21 protein-coding genes are annotated in these 17209 nt (G+C 53.0%); 6 read left to right on the forward strand and 15 right to left on the reverse strand.

The window, feature by feature from the left end; translation table 11 throughout:
- Positions 1-28 precede the first annotated feature (28 nt).
- The 4 genes from CIK78_RS12765 to CIK78_RS12780 all read left to right on the forward strand — a co-directional run bounded on the left by CIK78_RS12765 (position 29) and on the right by CIK78_RS12780 (position 3177).
- Positions 29-1534, forward strand: a complete 1506-nt coding sequence (locus tag CIK78_RS12765) for a penicillin-binding protein activator (RefSeq protein ID WP_096280699.1) — start codon at positions 29-31, stop codon at positions 1532-1534.
- Positions 1524-1895, forward strand: coding sequence for a YraN family protein (locus CIK78_RS12770; protein WP_096280702.1), 372 nt, complete (start codon positions 1524-1526; stop codon positions 1893-1895). Before CIK78_RS12765 ends, CIK78_RS12770 begins: the two co-directional genes overlap by 11 nt.
- Positions 1896-1918: 23 nt before the next feature.
- Positions 1919-2509, forward strand: coding sequence for a phosphoheptose isomerase (locus CIK78_RS12775; protein ID WP_096280705.1), 591 nt, complete (start codon positions 1919-1921; stop codon positions 2507-2509).
- Positions 2510-2604: 95 nt separating this feature from the next.
- Complete coding sequence (locus CIK78_RS12780; RefSeq protein WP_096280710.1) at positions 2605-3177, forward strand: BON domain-containing protein; 573 nt, start codon at positions 2605-2607, stop codon at positions 3175-3177.
- A 71-nt stretch (positions 3178-3248) separates the two neighbouring features.
- Here the strand turns inward: CIK78_RS12780 and CIK78_RS12785 are convergent, their stop codons facing one another.
- From CIK78_RS12785 to zapE, 8 genes are all read right to left on the reverse strand, one after another.
- Complete coding sequence (locus CIK78_RS12785; RefSeq protein WP_096280713.1) at positions 3249-3794, reverse strand: ClpXP protease specificity-enhancing factor; 546 nt, start codon at positions 3792-3794, stop codon at positions 3249-3251.
- 64 nt (positions 3795-3858) lie between these two features.
- Positions 3859-4485, reverse strand: coding sequence for a stringent starvation protein SspA (gene sspA, locus CIK78_RS12790; protein WP_096280716.1), 627 nt, complete (start codon positions 4483-4485; stop codon positions 3859-3861).
- Positions 4486-4636: 151 nt separating this feature from the next.
- Complete coding sequence (locus tag CIK78_RS12795) at positions 4637-5371, reverse strand: cytochrome c1 (RefSeq protein ID WP_255249124.1); 735 nt, start codon at positions 5369-5371, stop codon at positions 4637-4639.
- A 20-nt stretch (positions 5372-5391) separates the two neighbouring features.
- The gene (locus tag CIK78_RS12800; RefSeq protein WP_096280719.1) at positions 5392-6651 is read right to left on the reverse strand and encodes a cytochrome bc complex cytochrome b subunit; all 1260 of its coding nucleotides are present in this window, start codon (positions 6649-6651) and stop codon (positions 5392-5394) included.
- Positions 6651-7247 carry a ubiquinol-cytochrome c reductase iron-sulfur subunit gene (gene petA / locus CIK78_RS12805; RefSeq protein WP_096280722.1) on the reverse strand — a complete coding sequence of 199 codons (597 nt, stop codon included), beginning with the start codon at positions 7245-7247 and terminating at the stop codon, positions 6651-6653. Before petA ends, CIK78_RS12800 begins: the two co-directional genes overlap by 1 nt.
- 164 nt (positions 7248-7411) lie before the next feature.
- Positions 7412-7801 (reverse strand): 30S ribosomal protein S9, encoded by a 390-nt coding sequence (gene rpsI / locus CIK78_RS12810; RefSeq protein WP_096280725.1) that lies wholly within the window; start codon positions 7799-7801, stop codon positions 7412-7414.
- Between the two features lie 13 nt (positions 7802-7814).
- A complete protein-coding gene (gene rplM, locus CIK78_RS12815; protein WP_096280728.1) occupies positions 7815-8243 on the reverse strand; it encodes a 50S ribosomal protein L13 in 429 nt (142 codons plus the stop codon).
- Positions 8244-8419: 176 nt separating this feature from the next.
- Positions 8420-9607, reverse strand: coding sequence for a cell division protein ZapE (zapE, locus tag CIK78_RS12820; RefSeq protein WP_096280731.1), 1188 nt, complete (start codon positions 9605-9607; stop codon positions 8420-8422).
- Positions 9608-9811: 204 nt separating this feature from the next.
- Between zapE and CIK78_RS12825 the strand changes: the two genes are divergently transcribed.
- Positions 9812-10264 carry a DUF1043 family protein gene (locus CIK78_RS12825; RefSeq protein ID WP_096280734.1) on the forward strand — a complete coding sequence of 151 codons (453 nt, stop codon included), beginning with the start codon at positions 9812-9814 and terminating at the stop codon, positions 10262-10264.
- An 89-nt stretch (positions 10265-10353) separates the two neighbouring features.
- On the opposite strand, the gene CIK78_RS12830 is transcribed toward CIK78_RS12825, so the two are convergent.
- On the reverse strand, positions 10354-11115 hold the full coding sequence (locus tag CIK78_RS12830) for a Nif3-like dinuclear metal center hexameric protein (RefSeq protein ID WP_096280736.1): 762 nt from the start codon (positions 11113-11115) through the stop codon (positions 10354-10356).
- A gap of 131 nt (positions 11116-11246) precedes the next feature.
- Between CIK78_RS12830 and CIK78_RS12835 the strand changes: the two genes are divergently transcribed.
- Positions 11247-12503: a Do family serine endopeptidase gene (locus CIK78_RS12835; RefSeq protein ID WP_096280739.1), complete on the forward strand. Its 1257-nt coding sequence runs from the start codon at positions 11247-11249 to the stop codon at positions 12501-12503.
- 63 nt (positions 12504-12566) lie between these two features.
- On the opposite strand, the gene hisD is transcribed toward CIK78_RS12835, so the two are convergent.
- From hisD to CIK78_RS12865, 6 genes are all read right to left on the reverse strand, one after another.
- Positions 12567-13895: a histidinol dehydrogenase gene (gene hisD / locus CIK78_RS12840; RefSeq protein WP_096280742.1), complete on the reverse strand. Its 1329-nt coding sequence runs from the start codon at positions 13893-13895 to the stop codon at positions 12567-12569.
- A 13-nt stretch (positions 13896-13908) separates the two neighbouring features.
- Entirely contained in the window at positions 13909-14562 is a 654-nt protein-coding gene (hisG, locus tag CIK78_RS12845) for an ATP phosphoribosyltransferase (protein ID WP_096280745.1), read from the reverse strand.
- 18 nt (positions 14563-14580) lie between these two features.
- Positions 14581-15843 carry a UDP-N-acetylglucosamine 1-carboxyvinyltransferase gene (gene murA / locus CIK78_RS12850; RefSeq protein ID WP_096280748.1) on the reverse strand — a complete coding sequence of 421 codons (1263 nt, stop codon included), beginning with the start codon at positions 15841-15843 and terminating at the stop codon, positions 14581-14583.
- Positions 15844-15853: 10 nt separating this feature from the next.
- Positions 15854-16105: a BolA family protein gene (locus CIK78_RS12855; RefSeq protein WP_096280750.1), complete on the reverse strand. Its 252-nt coding sequence runs from the start codon at positions 16103-16105 to the stop codon at positions 15854-15856.
- Positions 16106-16198: 93 nt separating this feature from the next.
- Positions 16199-16537: an STAS domain-containing protein gene (locus tag CIK78_RS12860; RefSeq protein WP_096280753.1), complete on the reverse strand. Its 339-nt coding sequence runs from the start codon at positions 16535-16537 to the stop codon at positions 16199-16201.
- The gene (locus CIK78_RS12865) at positions 16534-17193 is read right to left on the reverse strand and encodes an ABC transporter substrate-binding protein (protein WP_096280757.1); all 660 of its coding nucleotides are present in this window, start codon (positions 17191-17193) and stop codon (positions 16534-16536) included. Before CIK78_RS12865 ends, CIK78_RS12860 begins: the two co-directional genes overlap by 4 nt.
- Positions 17194-17209: the final 16 nt, after the last annotated feature.

The following is a 17209-nucleotide window of genomic DNA, read 5'->3' on the forward strand; positions in this document are numbered from 1 at the left end:
CGCAAATGTACATTTTAAGGAAGGATACATGAAACAGTCATTACGTGGCTTACTCGCCGCTGCCCTCATGGCACTTCTGGTTGCGGGCTGTGCTATGCAGCCGCCCAACGTGGTTGACCGCGTGTCCGGCGAGGACGCCGGCCAATTACTCAGCCAGGCAGAACAACAAGCACCGGAGCAAGCCGCTAAAACCCGCCTCGAAGCAGCCAGCATTTTGGCCGGTCAAGGCGAGCGTGATAAAGCGTTTGAAACCGCCGATGCCATTGATGAAAGCCTCTTATCGGAAGGCGATCGCGTGCGTTGGGCGCTGCTTTTCTCTGAACTGGCACGGGCGCTAGATGACCCACGTGCCGTGCTACGCGCAACTCAGGTACTCAACGACGAACTGCCGATGCAGGCCAATCAACAGGAAACCCTGGAGGAACGCCAGCGCTGGGCACGAGAAGCGTTAGATCAGCAGGGCATGGCCAATGTTGCGCTACCCGAGCTTGAAGGCCAAGAAATACGCCGCATTGTGGTTGCCCTACCCGAATCGGGCCCGCTTAGCAGCGTTGCTAATACCATCGCGACCGCCATGCGCAACCATCATGACACCAAAGGCGATAACACAGAGCTAAGCTTTCTAGATGCCTCACGTTATTCACTGGATGAGCTGTACCAGCAGGCTCAGCAGATGAATGCTCAGCTAATGATTGGCCCGCTTGATAAAGACCAGGTCACTCAGCTAGAACAGCGCGACAGCGTACCCCTGCCGACACTGGCCCTCAATTACGGCAGCGGTGACCACAACCAGGCACAGCGCCTGTTCCAGTATGGTCTGTCCGCTGAAGATGAAGCTCGCCAAGCCGCTCGACGCGCTTGGCAAGATGGTCACCGTCAAATGTCAATGATGGTGCCCGATAATGGCTGGGGTCGACGCGTAGGCGAAGCCTTCTGGAACGAGTGGAAAAGCCAGGGTGGCGAAATTACCAATGCCGTTCGCTACAATCCTGAAAGCTCTGTTTCTACCGCAGTCCAAAGCGCACTCAATGTTAGCGGTGAACGTGCACGCTTAGGCAACATTGATGCCCTCTTTCTACTTGCCTTGCCAGAATATGCTCGCCAAGTACCGCCTACGATGGATTACTACTACGCCCCTGACTTACCCATCTACGCCACCTCACATCTACACGAAGGGCGCCTACAGACCCGCCTGGACCAAGACCTTAACGATGTGATGTTCATGGATATCCCGTGGCAAATTCCGGACGCGGCCGTCGGTGGCGAAGAAGCACTGCCCTTCTCAGCCTCTTACCGCAGCTTACGCGATGAGTCCGATGCCTCAATGTTCCGCCTAATGGCGATGGGCGTTGATGCTTACGAGCTGGCTATTCGCTTTTCTAACCTAGCGGAGTTAGAAGGTTTAAGTGGCAGCACCGGCACGCTGTCCTTGAGAAGTGACGGACGCATTTACCGCGAACTGCCATGGGCGAAGTTTCAAAACGGTGCACCCGCCCCTATTTTAATTCCTAACTTGGATAACAGTGGCGAATAATGCCCAAACCGCTCGGGCGCGCGGCGCGGCCATAGAGCAAATGGCTGCTCAATGGCTGTGCCAGCAAGGCCTCACCCTCGTTACGCAAAATCATTACGTGAAAGGGGGTGAGCTTGACTTGGTGATGCGAGATGGCGATATTCTTGTGTTTGTCGAAGTCAAACATCGCACCACCACGCGCTACGGGCACCCGCTGGAAACCGTCACGTATCAAAAGCAGCAGCGCCTAATACGCGCTGCAAGGCTATATCTCGCTCGCGGCGGGCTTTCATCGCCCTGTCGGTTTGATATCCTGGCAATTATTGGCAAGTCGCCCAACTTAGAGTTTCATTGGGCGAAAGCTGCTTTTGATGCCTTTTGACTCTATCTAACCAGGAAGCCCTGATGGACTTTCAGACTCGTATACTTGGCCATTTTAACGACAGCATTGACACCAAGACCTACGCCAGCGAAGTACTTCCACCGTTTATTGAAGTGGCGAGCCAAATGATGGTGCAGTGTCTCGTCAGCGAAGGAAAAATTCTTTCTTGCGGCAATGGCGGTAGCGCAGGCGACAGCCAGCACTTCTCATCTGAGCTACTCAATCGCTTCGAGCGAGAGCGCCCTAGCCTACCTGCATTGGCGCTCACTACTGACACGTCTACGCTTACGTCGATTGCGAATGACTACAGCTACAACGAAGTCTTTTCCAAGCAGATCCGCGCGCTCGGCCAGCCTGGCGATGTGCTATTGGCCATTTCCACCAGCGGCAATTCCGGCAACATCGTACAAGCCATTCAGGCCGCCCATGACCGTGATATGACCGTGGTTGCGCTAACCGGACGTGACGGTGGCGATATGGCATCACTGCTGGGGCAGGATGACTGCGAGATTCGCGTCCCCGCCACCTCTACGGCTCGCATACAGGAAGTTCATCTGCTGGTTATTCACTGCCTATGTGACCTCATTGATGAACAGCTGTTTGGCAGCGCCTAAACGCCTATCGGCTTCGAAGTTTTTATCAGTATTTTTCTTACCAGCATGTTTCATATATAACTATGCGTAAACCACTTGCATCATGGAGCTATACGATGACCCAGCGCCTCTCTCCCCGCAGCTTAATGGCGGCCACCCTTTGCGCAGTACTGCTGCTCAGCGGCTGCGCCAATAACTCCGCGTCCAATCAGTCTAACTACTCCCAGCGTAGTAACGATGTTGAAGCCGTTGATGCCACCATCGAGCGTGAAGTTGAGCGCGCGCTAGAACGAGCCGATGCACGCCTGGGCGATGCGCGAATACGCGCTAATAGCTTTAATGGTGCGGTCTTACTGGTTGGTCAAGTGCCAAGCGAAGAGCTTCGCGACATGGCCGGCGAAGTGACAGGCAATTTGCGAGGCGTTAATGAAGTACATAACGAGCTGACCGTTGCGGCACGCCTTCCGGCCAGCCAACGGCTGACCGATACGTGGCTTACCACTAATGTCGTTAGCCACTTAGCGACTAATGATCATATCGATTCTGGAAAAATAAAAGTAACCACTGAAAACGCTAGCGTCTACCTGATGGGGATTGTTACGCGTGAAGAGGCAGACCGTATCGTCAACGCCGCTTCCGCCGTGGGCGGCGTGCAGCGCATTGTTAAGGTATTTGAATACATCGACTAACTGCGCCGCCATTAAAAAGCCTCGCTCTTATCTAAGAGCGAGGCTTTTTTATTACGCAATGCCAAGGCTGGTTATTTAACAACCCTTAGCGTTGGCTTTTTCTTCGGCTTAGCATCGTCACCCGACGCTTTTGAGGAAGCCTTGGAACTATTGCCTTCCTCAGGAACTGGCGCGGTGATCGACAGCTCTGGCTTAGCTAACTCTCGTTTGGCTGAGAGCTCTCGTTTTGTAGCTGAAGGCTCTGACGGATCAGAAGCGTTACCGTCATCCTCAATGTCACCAAAGGACTCGGCCCCATCTTCAAGTTCGGGCTCATGACCAAACACCATCCCCGCGCCGTTTTCACGGGCGTAAATAGCAATTAATGCTGGCGTAGGAATCATCACCTGCATCGGCTGGCCACCAAAGCGAGCATTAAAACTGATCGCCTCGTTTTCCATGAAAAAATCACGCACCGCCGTCGGCGCCGCGTTTAATACAATCTGGCCATTTTGCACTAGCTGGCGAGGCACCTCGACACCTGGCTGAGTGGCATCCACTACCAGGTAAGGTGTTAACTCATTATCTAACAACCACTCATAAAGCGCTCGGGCGAGATAGGGGCGACTCGATTTCATCTAGACTCCCTCCTCCAACAGTAAGGCTCCCTGCCTTTACTCAAGGCAAGGGAGCCGAATGAATTCAAGCGCGCATCTCTTTTTCACGCTCACTTAAAGATGCCTTAAACGCTTCACGCTCAAATACTCGCGACATGTAACTCAACAAGGGCTTGACCTGCTTTTCGGGCAGTTCAATATTGAGATCCGGCAAACGCCAAAGAACCGGTGCTAAACAGCAATCCACCAGCGTAAACTCTTCACTCATGAAGTAAGGCATGTCTTCAAAGATCGGCGAGATACCAATGAGGCTCTCGCGTAGTTCTTTACGTGCTTTATCCGCTTCTTTTTTTCCACCGCTGCGAATTTGGTCGACCATTGGGCACCACTCGCGCTCAATGCGGTGCATCCATAGGCGGCTTTGTGCACGCGCCACAGGATAAACAGGCAATAGCGGAGGATGCGGGAAACGCTCATCCAAGTACTCCATCATGACTTTGGATTCATACAGCACCAGGTCACGATCTAATAGCGTCGGTACGCTATTGTACGGATTGAGGTCTGCCAGCTCTTCCGGTGGTTTTTCGTCGAGTACATCGACGATATCAACGGCAACCCCCTTCTCGGCCAACACAATGCGCACACGATGACTGAAATGATCATCACTACCCGAGTAAAAGATCATCGACGACCGCTTGGCCACAACACCCATGAAAGCATCCTCGCATCAAAACAATCTTGGATAATAACACGCCAGCACTCCCTTAGGGGAAGCTAGCTTGCTTTGCTTTTGTTGCCATGCTGGCAGTCAAAAAGGTGCGCAGCCTTTGTCGCACGCCCCATTGCCCGCCAGAACCGGCGAATTAGTGAATGTCTCGCCAATACTCGCGCTTGAGCAGGTAAGCCATCACCCCAAAAATGAAAATAAAGATCAGTACTTTAGGCGCCAATGCTTGAGCCTTAAGCCGGGAAGGCTCACCAACATAAGCAAGAAAATTAGTTAAATCATAAACGACCTTCTCAAACTCAGCGGGCGCCAGCTCGCCTGGCTGGGTTATTTTAAGCCCCTCGCAGGATGAGCCCTGAGCAGACAGCGCATTCGCGTCCCGGCCATCTTCCTGAGCGCAGACCAGCGCCTGCACACCTTGCAAAGGCTCCAGCACATTAGGCATAGCCACTGAATCGGATACCGTATTGTTAACACCCGTCGGCTGACTAGAATCTTGATAAAAACCGAGTAAAAAAGCGTAAATCCAATTAGGACTGCGCAGACGCGCCTGCAGGGTCAAGTCTGGCGGCACAGCACCAAACCACACAGTGGCATCGTCACTTTCAAGCGCTATAAGCATTTGATCGTTATAGGCTAATTCAGACGAAAAAATTAGATTCGCCTCAACCAAGTCCTGCGGAATCCCTAAATCATCAGCCGCCCGAGAAAAACGCTGATATTCCAGCGAATGGCAGCCCATGCAGTAGTTCACAAACAGCTTCATGCCATTTTGCAGCGACGCTTGATCCTGCAGGTCAGGCTCCATCGAATGGGCCGCGCCAGCACTAGCGGCTGCCAACGTAGCGATGAAACACCCAACGACTAACATTCTCAATCGGCGCATTCTCATTAGCCGGTCACCCTACTAGGAAGCGGCTTTGTCTTCTCAAGCTTGGTATAAATCGGCATTAACAGGAAGAAAGCAAAATAAACAAAGGTACACACCTGCGCCAACATGGTTCGTCCCGCGGTTGACGGCAGAACACCTAAAATTCCTAGGAGCACAAAACTAACAACGAATAAAAGCAGCATGGCTTTGGACATCCACCCTTTATAGCGCATAGACCGCACCGGACTGCGATCAAGCCAAGGCAAAACGAAAAGCACCGCAATGGCCCCTCCCATAAACATAATGCCCAGAAACTTAGCCTCTAAGCCAAATACCGAGAAGGTGATAGCACGCAGAATCGCGTAAAAGGGCGTGAAGTACCAAACGGGCGCAATATGATCGGGTGTTTGCAGAGGATTGGCGGGTTCAAAGTTGGATTTTTCAATAAAATATCCGCTGCCTTCCGGAAAATAAAACACCACCACGCAAAAAACGAACAAGAATATGGCTACGCCAACAAGGTCTTTGACAGTGTAGTAAGGGTGAAAGGGTATTCCATCTAACGGCACACCTGCCCCACCTTTGTGCTGCTGGATATCGATACCGTCAGGGTTATTGGAACCCACTTCATGCAGCGCAATAATATGCAGCACCACAAGCGCTAGAATAACGATGGGTAGAGCAATAACATGTAACGCAAAAAAACGGTTAAGGGTGATACCTGAAATAAGATAGTCACCGCGTATCCACTGCGCCAAATCAGGACCTAACCCCGGAATAGCAGAGAATAGCGACGTAATGACCTGCGCGCCCCAATAAGACATTTGACCCCATGGGAGCAGATAGCCCATAAAAGCCTCGGCCATTAATACCAGATAGATGCTCATGCCAAATATCCACACTAGCTCGCGCGGCGCCTTATAAGAGCCATATAAAAGCCCCCTAAACATATGCAGATAAACAACGATAAAGAAGGCTGAAGCGCCCGTGGTGTGCATATGACGTATCAACCACCCCCACTCCACGTCGCGCATAATATATTCGATAGATGCAAATGCACCCTCAGCAGAGGGATTAAAACTCATCGCCAGCCAAATGCCCGTCAGAATTTGATTAACTAAAACCAGCAGCGCCAATGAGCCAAAACAGTACCAAAAGTTGAAATTCTTTGGTGCGTAGTAGCGGGAAAGATGATTTTGCCACATCCGTGTAGCGGGGAAGCGGTCATCTATCCAGCGCATAACCCCTTTTTCAGCCTTAGCCTTATTGCACTCTTCCATCAGGCCTCCTCATCTTCGCCAATGACAATAATGTCATCGCTTGCAAATCGATAAGGCGGCACCTCAAGATTGGTTGGCGCAGGAACGTTACTGAACACGCGGCCAGCCAAATCAAAGCGCGAGGCGTGGCAAGGACAAAAGAAGCCGCCCGGCCAGTTATCAACACCCACCCCGGCAGCATCTGGCTCTGGCCGGAAAAGCGGCGAACACCCCAAGTGAGTACAAATACCCACAAGCACGCCAATTTCTGGCGTCACAGAGCGCAAGCCACCGGCAATATAGGCCGGTTGCTGCGGAACATTGGAATCTGGGTCTGCCAAGCTCGTCACATCTATTGCCTGCGTTCGCGCAATCATTTCGGGCGTGCGGCTAATAATCCACACAGGACGGCCGCGCCACTCAACGATCACCCTCTGCCCTGGCTCAAGACGCGAGATATCTGCCCGAACGGGAGCACCAGCCGCCTTGGCCCGAGCACTAGGCTGCCAAGAAGCCACAAAGGGGACCGCCACCCCGATAGCCCCAACCGCCCCGACAACGGAGGTGGCCACCACGAGGAAACGGCGTCGGCTTTTGTTAATGCCGCTATCTGCCATTTCAGATCCCTCCCCCTAGCCTACCCGCTATGCTGAAAAGCCTTGCGGTGAACAATAATGACCGACCGTACACGACGATGACAATTCGGACAGCCTATCTTTTTGAGATTCCAATAAAAAACGCCCAGGTCGATGACCTGGGCGTTTTGCAGCGCTGGTTAAAATTAGCGCTTGGAGAACTGCGGACGACGACGTGCTTTGCGTAGACCAACTTTCTTACGCTCAACTTGACGTGCGTCACGCGTTACGTAGCCAGCGGCTCGTAGCGAAGGACGAAGGTCTTCGTTGTAGTTCATCAGGGCGCGAGTAATGCCGTGACGAATGGCGCCAGCTTGAGAAGAGCCGCCGCCGCCAGCGACAGTCACGAAGATGTCAAACTGGCTTACCGTTTCAGTCAACTCAAGCGGCTGACGAACAACCATACGACCCGTTACACGACCAAAATAAAGGTCAAGGTCTTGATTGTTGACGGTAATTTTACCAGAGCCCGGCTTCATAAACACGCGAGCGGTGGAAGTCTTGCGGCGCCCGGTACCGTAATACTGCTGTGTCATGGCGAAGATTTCCTCAGATGTTCAGTTCAAGCGGCTGTTGGGCAGCATGCGGATGCTCAGCACCGGCGTACACTTTCAATTTAGTGTACATGGCGCGGCCCAAAGGACCTTTCGGCAACATGCCTTTAACGGCAGACTCGATGATGCGCTCAGGGGCATGATCCAGCATTTTGTCGAATGTCATAGAGCGCAGACCGCCCGGGTAACCAGTGTGGCGATAGTAGGTTTTAGCCTTCGCCTTGTTACCGGTCACGTGGACTTTCTCTGCGTTGATCACGACAATGTAGTCGCCAGTATCAACGTGAGGGGTAAATTCGGGCTTATGCTTGCCACGTAAGCGGCGAGCAATCTCGGTTGCCAGACGACCGAGCGTTTTGTCCTTAGCGTCGACAACATACCAGTCGCGCTGGACGGACTCAGGCTTAGCACTGAACGTCTTCATGGATGAAATCACCAGATTAAATGTATTGGGCGACTCACACCGCTTACACGGCGAAGCACCATCCCTATTTTTCTTGGTTGCCTGCATTGCAAGCAACATGTAGCGAGGCGGCATTCTACAGCAAGGACCGAGACAAGTTAAGCCGCATCACCACTTTTTTACACTACCAGCAATGGTTAGGGTTTATGTGCTAGCGCCAGATACTCCTGCGACTGCATTTCTTGCAGGCGCGAAAGAGTACGCTGGAACTCAAACGTCAGCTTTCCATCGCTATACAGCTGCTCGACGGACACTTCTGCCGACATCAGTAGCTTGACGCCGCGATCATAAAACTCATCGACCATATTGATAAAACGGCGCGCCTGATCATCCGTTTTGGCATCCATACGCACAACGTTAGACACCAATACGGTATGAAACTCTCGCGCCAGCTCAATGTAGTCATTTTGGCTGCGCGGGCCATCACATAGCTCTAAAAACTCAAACCAAGCAATATCTTCATGCAGTCGGCGTGCTTTTAGCACGCGACCATTTATCTCTAACGAGGCGTCTGACTCGCCCTCATGCCCAGCTATCTCTCTAAAGCTTCGCGACAGCTCACGCTCAGCCGAATCATTCAGCGGCGAGTAAAAAATGGCGGCACGCTCTAGCGCACGCAACCGGTAGTCAACGCCAGAGTCCACATTCACCACGTCGCAATGACGATTAACAAGTTCGATAGCCGGTAGGAAACGTGCCCGCTGTAATCCTTCTTTGTACAAATCGTCAGGCACGATATTAGAGGTCGCGACCAACACCACGCCTCGTTCAAAGAGCGCCTCCAGCAGGTTGGCAAGAATCATTGCGTCGGTAATATCTTTGACAAAAAACTCATCGAAGCAGATCACTCGATACTCGGTCGCAAACTTCCCAGCAATCAGTGTTAAGGGGTTTTTTTCGCCTTTATAGTGCGTCAACTCATTGTGAACGCGCTGCATAAAGCGATGAAAGTGAGTGCGCATTTTGTCTGAAAAAGGCAGCGCCTCATAAAATGTATCGACTAAGTAGGTCTTGCCACGCCCTACACCGCCCCAAAAGTAGAGCCCTTTTACCTGAGGCAGCATGGGCTCACGAGAAGAAGATGACTTCTTTCCCATTAGCCCCGCCATTTTGGCTTTAAACCCCTTGTGGGCAACCAACGCCTTGGGCATGGTTGTTGGCGCCGCGACAAGCTCATCGTAAAGTCGCTGTAAGTGCGTTACCGCTAGCTCTTGCGCTGCATCATATTGAAAATCATCGCGTTCTAAGTCCGCGCGATAGCGCTCTATAGGCGTCGCAGGACGCGCTTTTGGCACAGACCTACCCGCAGCAGATGTTGATGACATGCAATCGCCTCCTACAGCGTGCAAAGCGGTAGCCACAATCGTTACTACCCGCCTTAAAAGGCTGCGATTATACCCATTGAGGCACCATAACGCATGAGCGGATTGACCCGACTAGCGGACTGACGCCTATAATGGCAGTCTGTTAGCTCACAACAGCTGGCTAATAACGTCGGCTGTTATATACAAGGCGCCAGGGAGAACACTGTGGACGCAAGCTCACCATTAACCTTTGCTGTTATCGGTCTTATCGTCGGTTTTATTGTCGGAATGGGCTGCTATCGCCTATTCAGTAAAAGCCAGCGCGAGACGGCCTCCATGCGCCAGCAGCTGCTTGAACGCGAACATCAAATTGCCGAAATGAAGACCAGCGTAGGCAACCATTTAACCGGCATATACGAACGTCTCAGCAATATTCGTGATGAAGCTAACCAGCTGGAACTTCAGCTCAAAGAGGACGCCGCGGAATGGAACATTCGGGATGCTGCCGTTCAGCATAGCCTGGATCTTTCCGGCATCAATTCAAAACAGCAACCATCAGAAGATAACACCCCGCCCGCGATGCCGCGTGATTACGCTGACGGCAAAGGTGGCACGCTATCCGAAAATTTCGGCTTAAAAAGCCATGAGGTAGCCACTCCCCAGCCACCACGCTATTAATCCACATAGCAGGCCCCGACAGCCGTCAAAAGCCGTTATTAGCGACTGATGGCTAAAAACGCGTCGGGGTCCACTGGTTATAAAGACCTCTAGGCAGGATTATCAATATCCACAAACCGGTGCTCAATCGCATACTCATCGGCCAGCCACTCCCCCAACGCCTGAATACCGTAACGCTCGGTAGCATGATGCCCCGCGGCGATATAATGAATACCCATTTCGCGCGCAAGATGCGTGGTTCGCTCCGATATCTCACCCGATACAAACACCTGCGCACCGGCTTCATACGCAGAGGCTATCATGTCTTGAGCGCCGCCGGTGCACCAAGCAATTCGCTCAATTTCGCCCACTTGCGGCGCTTCAATCATCAGCGGCTCACGCTGCAACGACTGAGAGATTTGCGCAGCTAGCACGTGTATCGAGCTCGGCTGAGTTAAACGCCCAGACCATAAGAGCCCCTCCCCCAGCTCACCATCAATGCACCCCTCCACTTTCCAACCCAAACGCCTAGCCAGCTCGGCGTTATTACCTAACTCTGCATGCGCATCAAGGGGCAAGTGATAAGCGAGTAAATTAATCCCATGATCGAGCAGCGTTTTGATGCGCTTCTGCTTCATACCGGTAATAGCAACGGGCTCGTTTTTCCAAAAGTAGCCGTGATGCACCAGCACCATGTCTGCCTTCCAAGCGACCGCTTCGTCCAGCAGTGCTTGGCAAGCCGTCACGCCCGTCATCACGCGTTTAACACAATCAGTGCCAGCGACCTGCAGCCCATTAATCGTAAAGTCTTTGAATTGGGCGGCGCGCAGCTGATGATCACAGGCTGCCACTAGTTGGTCGCGATATATCATGCTGACTCCTTTCGTTAATGGTTGAATTGCACCCGTGAGGAACTCGCTAAGAAAGTGTTACCATACGGCTATTGTTAAACTCGCTTCTTTTGTCACGATTGGCAAGACTGACTCGTTAAGGAATTTTTTGCATGAGACGCTATGTGCTGCCTTATTTATGGCCAGTCATCACTGGCGTATTGATCGCTTTGCTGATCTTACCGGGGCTCCCAGATCTGTTATCAAACCCGTTTCAAAGCCCAGCGACGCAAGAAACTACTCCTGCAGTGGTCACGGTACCGGCCGTTGTCGAACCAAGCCCCAACCGCCCCGCCCCCGAAATACATCAAGCAGAACCGATGGCACGTAACCAAGGGCCTTCTAGCTACTCATATGCGGTGGATCAAGCCGCCCCCGCCGTCGTCAACATTTACTCTTCGCGCATTGTAGAGCGCGACCAGCATCCGCTGATGTCTGATCCTTTTTTCCAGCAGTTCTTTGATGACCAGGGCGATGACACGACTACCCATCAGCGCATGCTTTCGAGCCTGGGCTCTGGCGTAATCGTGAGTGACGATGGCTATGTGCTCACTAATCACCATGTCATCAACGGGGCTGATGAGATTCAAGTAGCCTTACGCGATGGACGTGAGACGCTAGCTGAAGTGATTGGGACTGACCCTGAAAGCGACCTGGCAGTGCTGCGTATTGAGCTAGACGATTTGCCGGTGATTGAGCTGACCGACTCAGCAGACGTGGCGGTTGGCGACGTGGCGCTGGCCATCGGCAACCCGTTCGGCGTGGGCCAAACAGTGACCATGGGCATTATCAGCGCCACTGGGCGTAATCATTTAGGGCTCAATGCCTACGAAGACTTCATACAAACTGATGCCGCCATCAACCCAGGCAACTCGGGGGGCGCTTTAGTCAATCCTGACGGCGCGCTAGTAGGCATCAATACGGCTATTTTCTCGCGCTCTGGCGGCTCACAGGGCATTGGCTTTGCAATCCCTGCCAATCTCGCCCACAGCATACTCGATGAACTTGTCACTCAAGGACGCGTCATTCGTGGCTGGCTGGGCATCGAGGCTCAGGCACTTTCCCGCGAGCTTGCCGCCTCTTTTGGCCTGCAAACACCGCAGGGCGTTATCGTCGCCGGGGTTGTCAGTGATGGTCCCGCCGATGAAGCCGGACTGGAGCCTGGCGACGTACTGCTCGCCGTTAATGGGCAAGCTATCTTGGATGCGCGCACCGCGATGAGTGACATCGCCTCGATTCCACCGGGCACTTCGCTGCCGCTGACCATCGTACGTAGCGGCGAGCGTATGGACATGACGCTAGTGGTGGGCGAACGGCCGCCTCCAGCTATCCCTATTAACGAAGTCGTGCCACGCCAACGCGACTCATAATAGTGTCTCGTTGGCGTAGCGGATCCGCCCCCAGCACTATTCACAAAGAAAGCTACGAGAAACTTAATCTCGGATGCGGTATTCAGCGGAGCGTGCATGAGCCGTTAGCGACTCGCCCCTGGCCAATACCGAAGCGATCTTGCCCAGCTCGGATGCTCCGGCAGCAGAACAGTGAATGATAGATGAGCGCTTCTGAAAATCATACACGCCTAGCGGAGAAGAGAAGCGTGCGGTGCCTGACGTGGGCAGCACGTGATTGGGCCCTGCACAGTAATCACCTAAAGCTTCCGCGGTGTAACGCCCCATAAAGATCGCACCGGCGTGACGAATATCGTCTAGCCATGCCTCAGGCGCAGCGACCGATAGCTCTAAATGCTCTGGCGCAACGCGATTGATGATCGTCACGGCCTCTTCGGCATCCTGGCAATGAATGAGGGCACCACGGTTGCGCAGCGACTCACGTACAATGCCTTCACGCTCTAAACTCGGCAGCAATCGCTCAATTGCAGCCTCGACAGCGTCTAAATGCTCGGCATCCCAACTAATTAATATCGCCTGAGCATCTTCATCGTGCTCTGCCTGAGAAAACAAATCCATCGCCAGCCAGTCAGGATCAGTTTGCCCATCGGAAACGACCATGATCTCCGACGGACCGGCGATCATATCAATACCCACCTGACCAAACACCGCACGTTTAGCCGTCGCGACGTAAATATTGCCCGGCCCCACAATCTTGTCGACCCGAGGCACGCTTTCAGTACCATAAGCGAGCGCGGCGATCGCCTGCGCACCGCCGATAGTGAATACATAGTCGACACCGGCCAAATGCGCCGCGGCTAGCACCAGCTGGTTTAAGACGCCATCCGGAGTGGGCACTACCATGACTATTTCACGCACCCCTGCCACATGAGCGGGAATGGCATTCATCAGTACCGACGACGGGTAAGCCGCCTTACCGCCTGGAACATAAATACCGGCGCGATCAAGCGGCGTCACTTTTTGCCCTAACACCGTGCCATCAGCTTCTTCATACTGCCAAGAATTCGGCTTCTGACGCTCGTGATAGCGCTTAATTCGCTCTGCTGCCTTCGTCAGCGCATCGCGCTGGCTGGCGGGCAAGTGGTCATACGCGTGCTTCAACTGCTCATGCGTTAACCGCAGCTCGTCCATACAAGTAGCGGAAAGGCGATCAAAACGATTAGTGGCATCGATCACGGCAGCGTCGCCATGCTGCTTAACGCTAGCAAGAATTTCATCAACCCGTGCCTGCACCGCTTTATCGGATACGCCCTCCCAGTCCAGCAAAGCATCAAGACGCTGGTGGAAGTCAGCAGCGCTGGTCGACAGGCGTGATACCGTGGCAGCAGTTTGTTCGCTTGTGAGCTCGTTCATGGATTACCTCAGATCAATCGGCAAGTGCTATCTGGCGCTTTTTGACCGCGCTTTCTAAACGCGCCAAGAGCGGCTGAATACGCTCATGCTTCATTGTCATGGCCGCTTTATTAACCACTAATCGCGTACTGATATGGGCAATGAACTCACGCGGCTCCATCCCGTTCGCCCGCAGAGTATTGCCGGTATCGACGATATCGACAATCTCATCGGCTAGGTTCATCAGGGGCGCAAGCTCCATGGCGCCGTAAAGCTTGATCACCTCAGCCTGAATCCCCTGCTCGGCATAGTAACGGCGAGCTATATTGACAAACTTAGTCGCCACACGACGCCGGGCGCGAGCAGGCAACTGGCCCTTAACCCCAGCCGTCATCAATTTGCAGCGAGCAATATCTAGATCTAGCGGCTCATACAGGCCTTCAGCACCATGTTCAAGCAGCACATCTTTACCTGCGATACCCACGTCCGCAGCGCCTAGCTGAACGTAGGTTGGCACGTCGGTCGCCCGCAGAATTACCAGTTTCACATCGGGCAGATTGGTATCAAATAGCAGCTTGCGGCTTTTGCTTAGATCCTCTGCGGGCGTGATACCCGCATCGGCCAATAGTGGCAGCGTTTCTTCAAGAATACGGCCCTTCGAGAGGGCTAAAATCAGTTGCTTACTCATCGTGTCGGCCCGTCGGTTTTAACCTGGAATACGGCGAATACGCGCACCCAGCAGCTGCATTTTCTCTTCGATACATTCGTAGCCACGATCAATGTGGTAGATCCGATCTACCAGCGTTTCGCCCTCGGCCATCATCGCCGCGATGACTAGTGACGCGGAGGCACGCAGATCGGTGGCCATCACTGGCGCGCCGGAAAGCTTTTCAACCCCTTCAATCAAGGCCGTATTACCTTCCAGTACGATCTTAGCGCCCATTCGATTAAGCTCTTGAACGTGCATGAAGCGATTTTCAAAAATGGTCTCAACCACGCGAGAGTTGCCTACGGCCACCGCATTCATAGCCACAAACTGTGCCTGCATGTCGGTAGGGAAAGCAGGATAAGGCGCCGTGCGAATATTAACGGCCTTGGGGCGCTGACCATGCATATCCAATGCAATCCAGTCATCGCCACTGGTAACCTCGGCACCGGCTTCTTCTAACTTAGCAATAACGGCATCAAGAATGTCTGCACGGGTGCGTTTAACCTTTACCCGCCCACCGGTCATAGCAGCAGCGACCAGGAAAGTACCGGTTTCGATACGATCAGGCATTACATCGTGCTCACAGCCGTGCAGCTTATCGACACCCTCAATAGTAATGGTATCAGTACCATGGCCGCTGATTTTAGCGCCCATTTTGATCAAGCACTGCGCCAAATCAACAATTTCAGGCTCGCGGGCAGCGTTTTCGAGAATCGTTTTGCCTTCGGCCAACGTGGCAGCCATCAGCAGGTTTTCGGTGCCGGTTACCGTTACCGTATCGAAATATATAGTGGCGCCCTTCAGGCGGCCATCGACACGCGCACGGATATAGCCTGCTTCAACGCGTATCTCCGCCCCCATGGCTTCTAAGCCACGAATGTGCAAATCCACCGGACGCGAACCAATCGCACAGCCGCCGGGTAGCGATACATCGGCCTTGCCAAAGTGAGCCAGTAAGGGGCCTAAAACGAGGATGGACGCACGCATCTTTTTAACAAGTTCATAAGGCGCGTGGCAGTGAGTAACCTGCGAACCATCCAACTGTATGCTCAGCTTTTCGCCCATCACCGGTTCAACGCCCATACGGCCTAGCAGCTCTAGCGTGGTGGTAATATCTTGAAGATGCGGAAGATTACCAATAATCACGGGGCCATCGGCCAACAGGCTGGCACACAGAATAGGCAGCGCTGCATTTTTAGCGCCGCTTGCCCACACTTCACCGTCTACCGACCCGTTGCCGGTAATGAGTAATTTATCCATAGGAATGCCGTTATTGAACGTTCTCCGACGCAGTTTGCCACTGCGTCGGAGTAAACGTTTTGATGCTAATAGCGTGGAGAGCACCCGAAGCGATTTCGTCGCTGAGCGCAGAGTAAACTAACTGCTGACGTTTGACCGGAGAAAGGCCGTCAAAGGCTTCGCCAACCGCAATCACCTGAAAATTACAGCCTTCACCCTGGATGTGAAACTGGCATCCGTCGATACGGGACTCAAGCAGTGCTTTTACCTCGTTGGGTTGCATGGGGCAGAAAACTCCTTTGGGGTCATCGTGATTAATGAGCGTAAGCGGGTCGACATAATAAAGAAAAGCGGTGCACTTGGCGATGCCGCACTGTTAAACGGCTAGCGCCGTGGACGGGTTCTCAATTAGATCGTCCAACTCAGCCAATGACGCTAGCCGCTTAAGCGGCTCAGACAAATCAATCGCATCAACGCCGATGGCACGCTGCTGGCAAATACGCAGCCATTCAAACAGCACGCTAATAGCAACGCTGCTGGCTTTATCAACGCCGCTAAAATCAAACGTCACGGCGTCTAGCTCAGTGCTTTTCAGCCACTTAACGCCACTGGCGGCCAAATCGGCCGCCAGTGCTACGTTTACGTCGCCTATGACCCTTAGAGCCGTGGTTTCTACGTGAATAGAGACGTCAGTGTGCGAATACAGCACTGTCACGCATCGCCTCCTTGTTCCAACTCTTCAACGCCTACTTCGGGCGACCACCCATTAATGACCGCATCATAATCGCGGTTATTATCACGCATCGCCTGGTCGAACTGATTACGGAATGTTAGGCCCAAATTAATGCCATTGACGATTACATTGACCACACGCCATTCGCCACCTGAAAGTCTCAGGCTATAGCTCACGGGATACACTTGGCCGTTGTTGGCAACTACTTCCATGGCAACACTAGCTTGGTCGTCGTAGCGCTGAGCCTGCTGGGAATCCAGCACTCGCAGCTCGTCATAATCAAAGGTCACCAATCCACGCGTATAGGTGTCAATCAATGTTTGACGAAACACATCGGCAAAGCGACTACGCTGCTCCGGTGAAGCATTGCGGAAATAGTTACCCATGACGCTAGCACCGATATAGCGAAAGTCAGCTACTTGATCGAGGCTGCTATCCACCAGCGCTTCAAGCTCATTCAAGTTATTGGCGTAGTAGTCTTCTCTACCGTCAAGATCCGCCATTAACGAACTTATATTGTCACGGATCATATCTTCGGGCGATTGAGACTGCGCCAGCGCCTGAAAAGGTAGCGACATTGCAACCAGCATGGTGGCTGCGACAAGCCAACGGCTAACGGCGTTATTTGCTTTTTTCATCACTTTAATCTCCCTA

This window comes from Halomonas sp. JB37 (assembly GCF_002332255.1).
Taxonomy (GTDB): domain Bacteria; phylum Pseudomonadota; class Gammaproteobacteria; order Pseudomonadales; family Halomonadaceae; genus Vreelandella; species Vreelandella casei.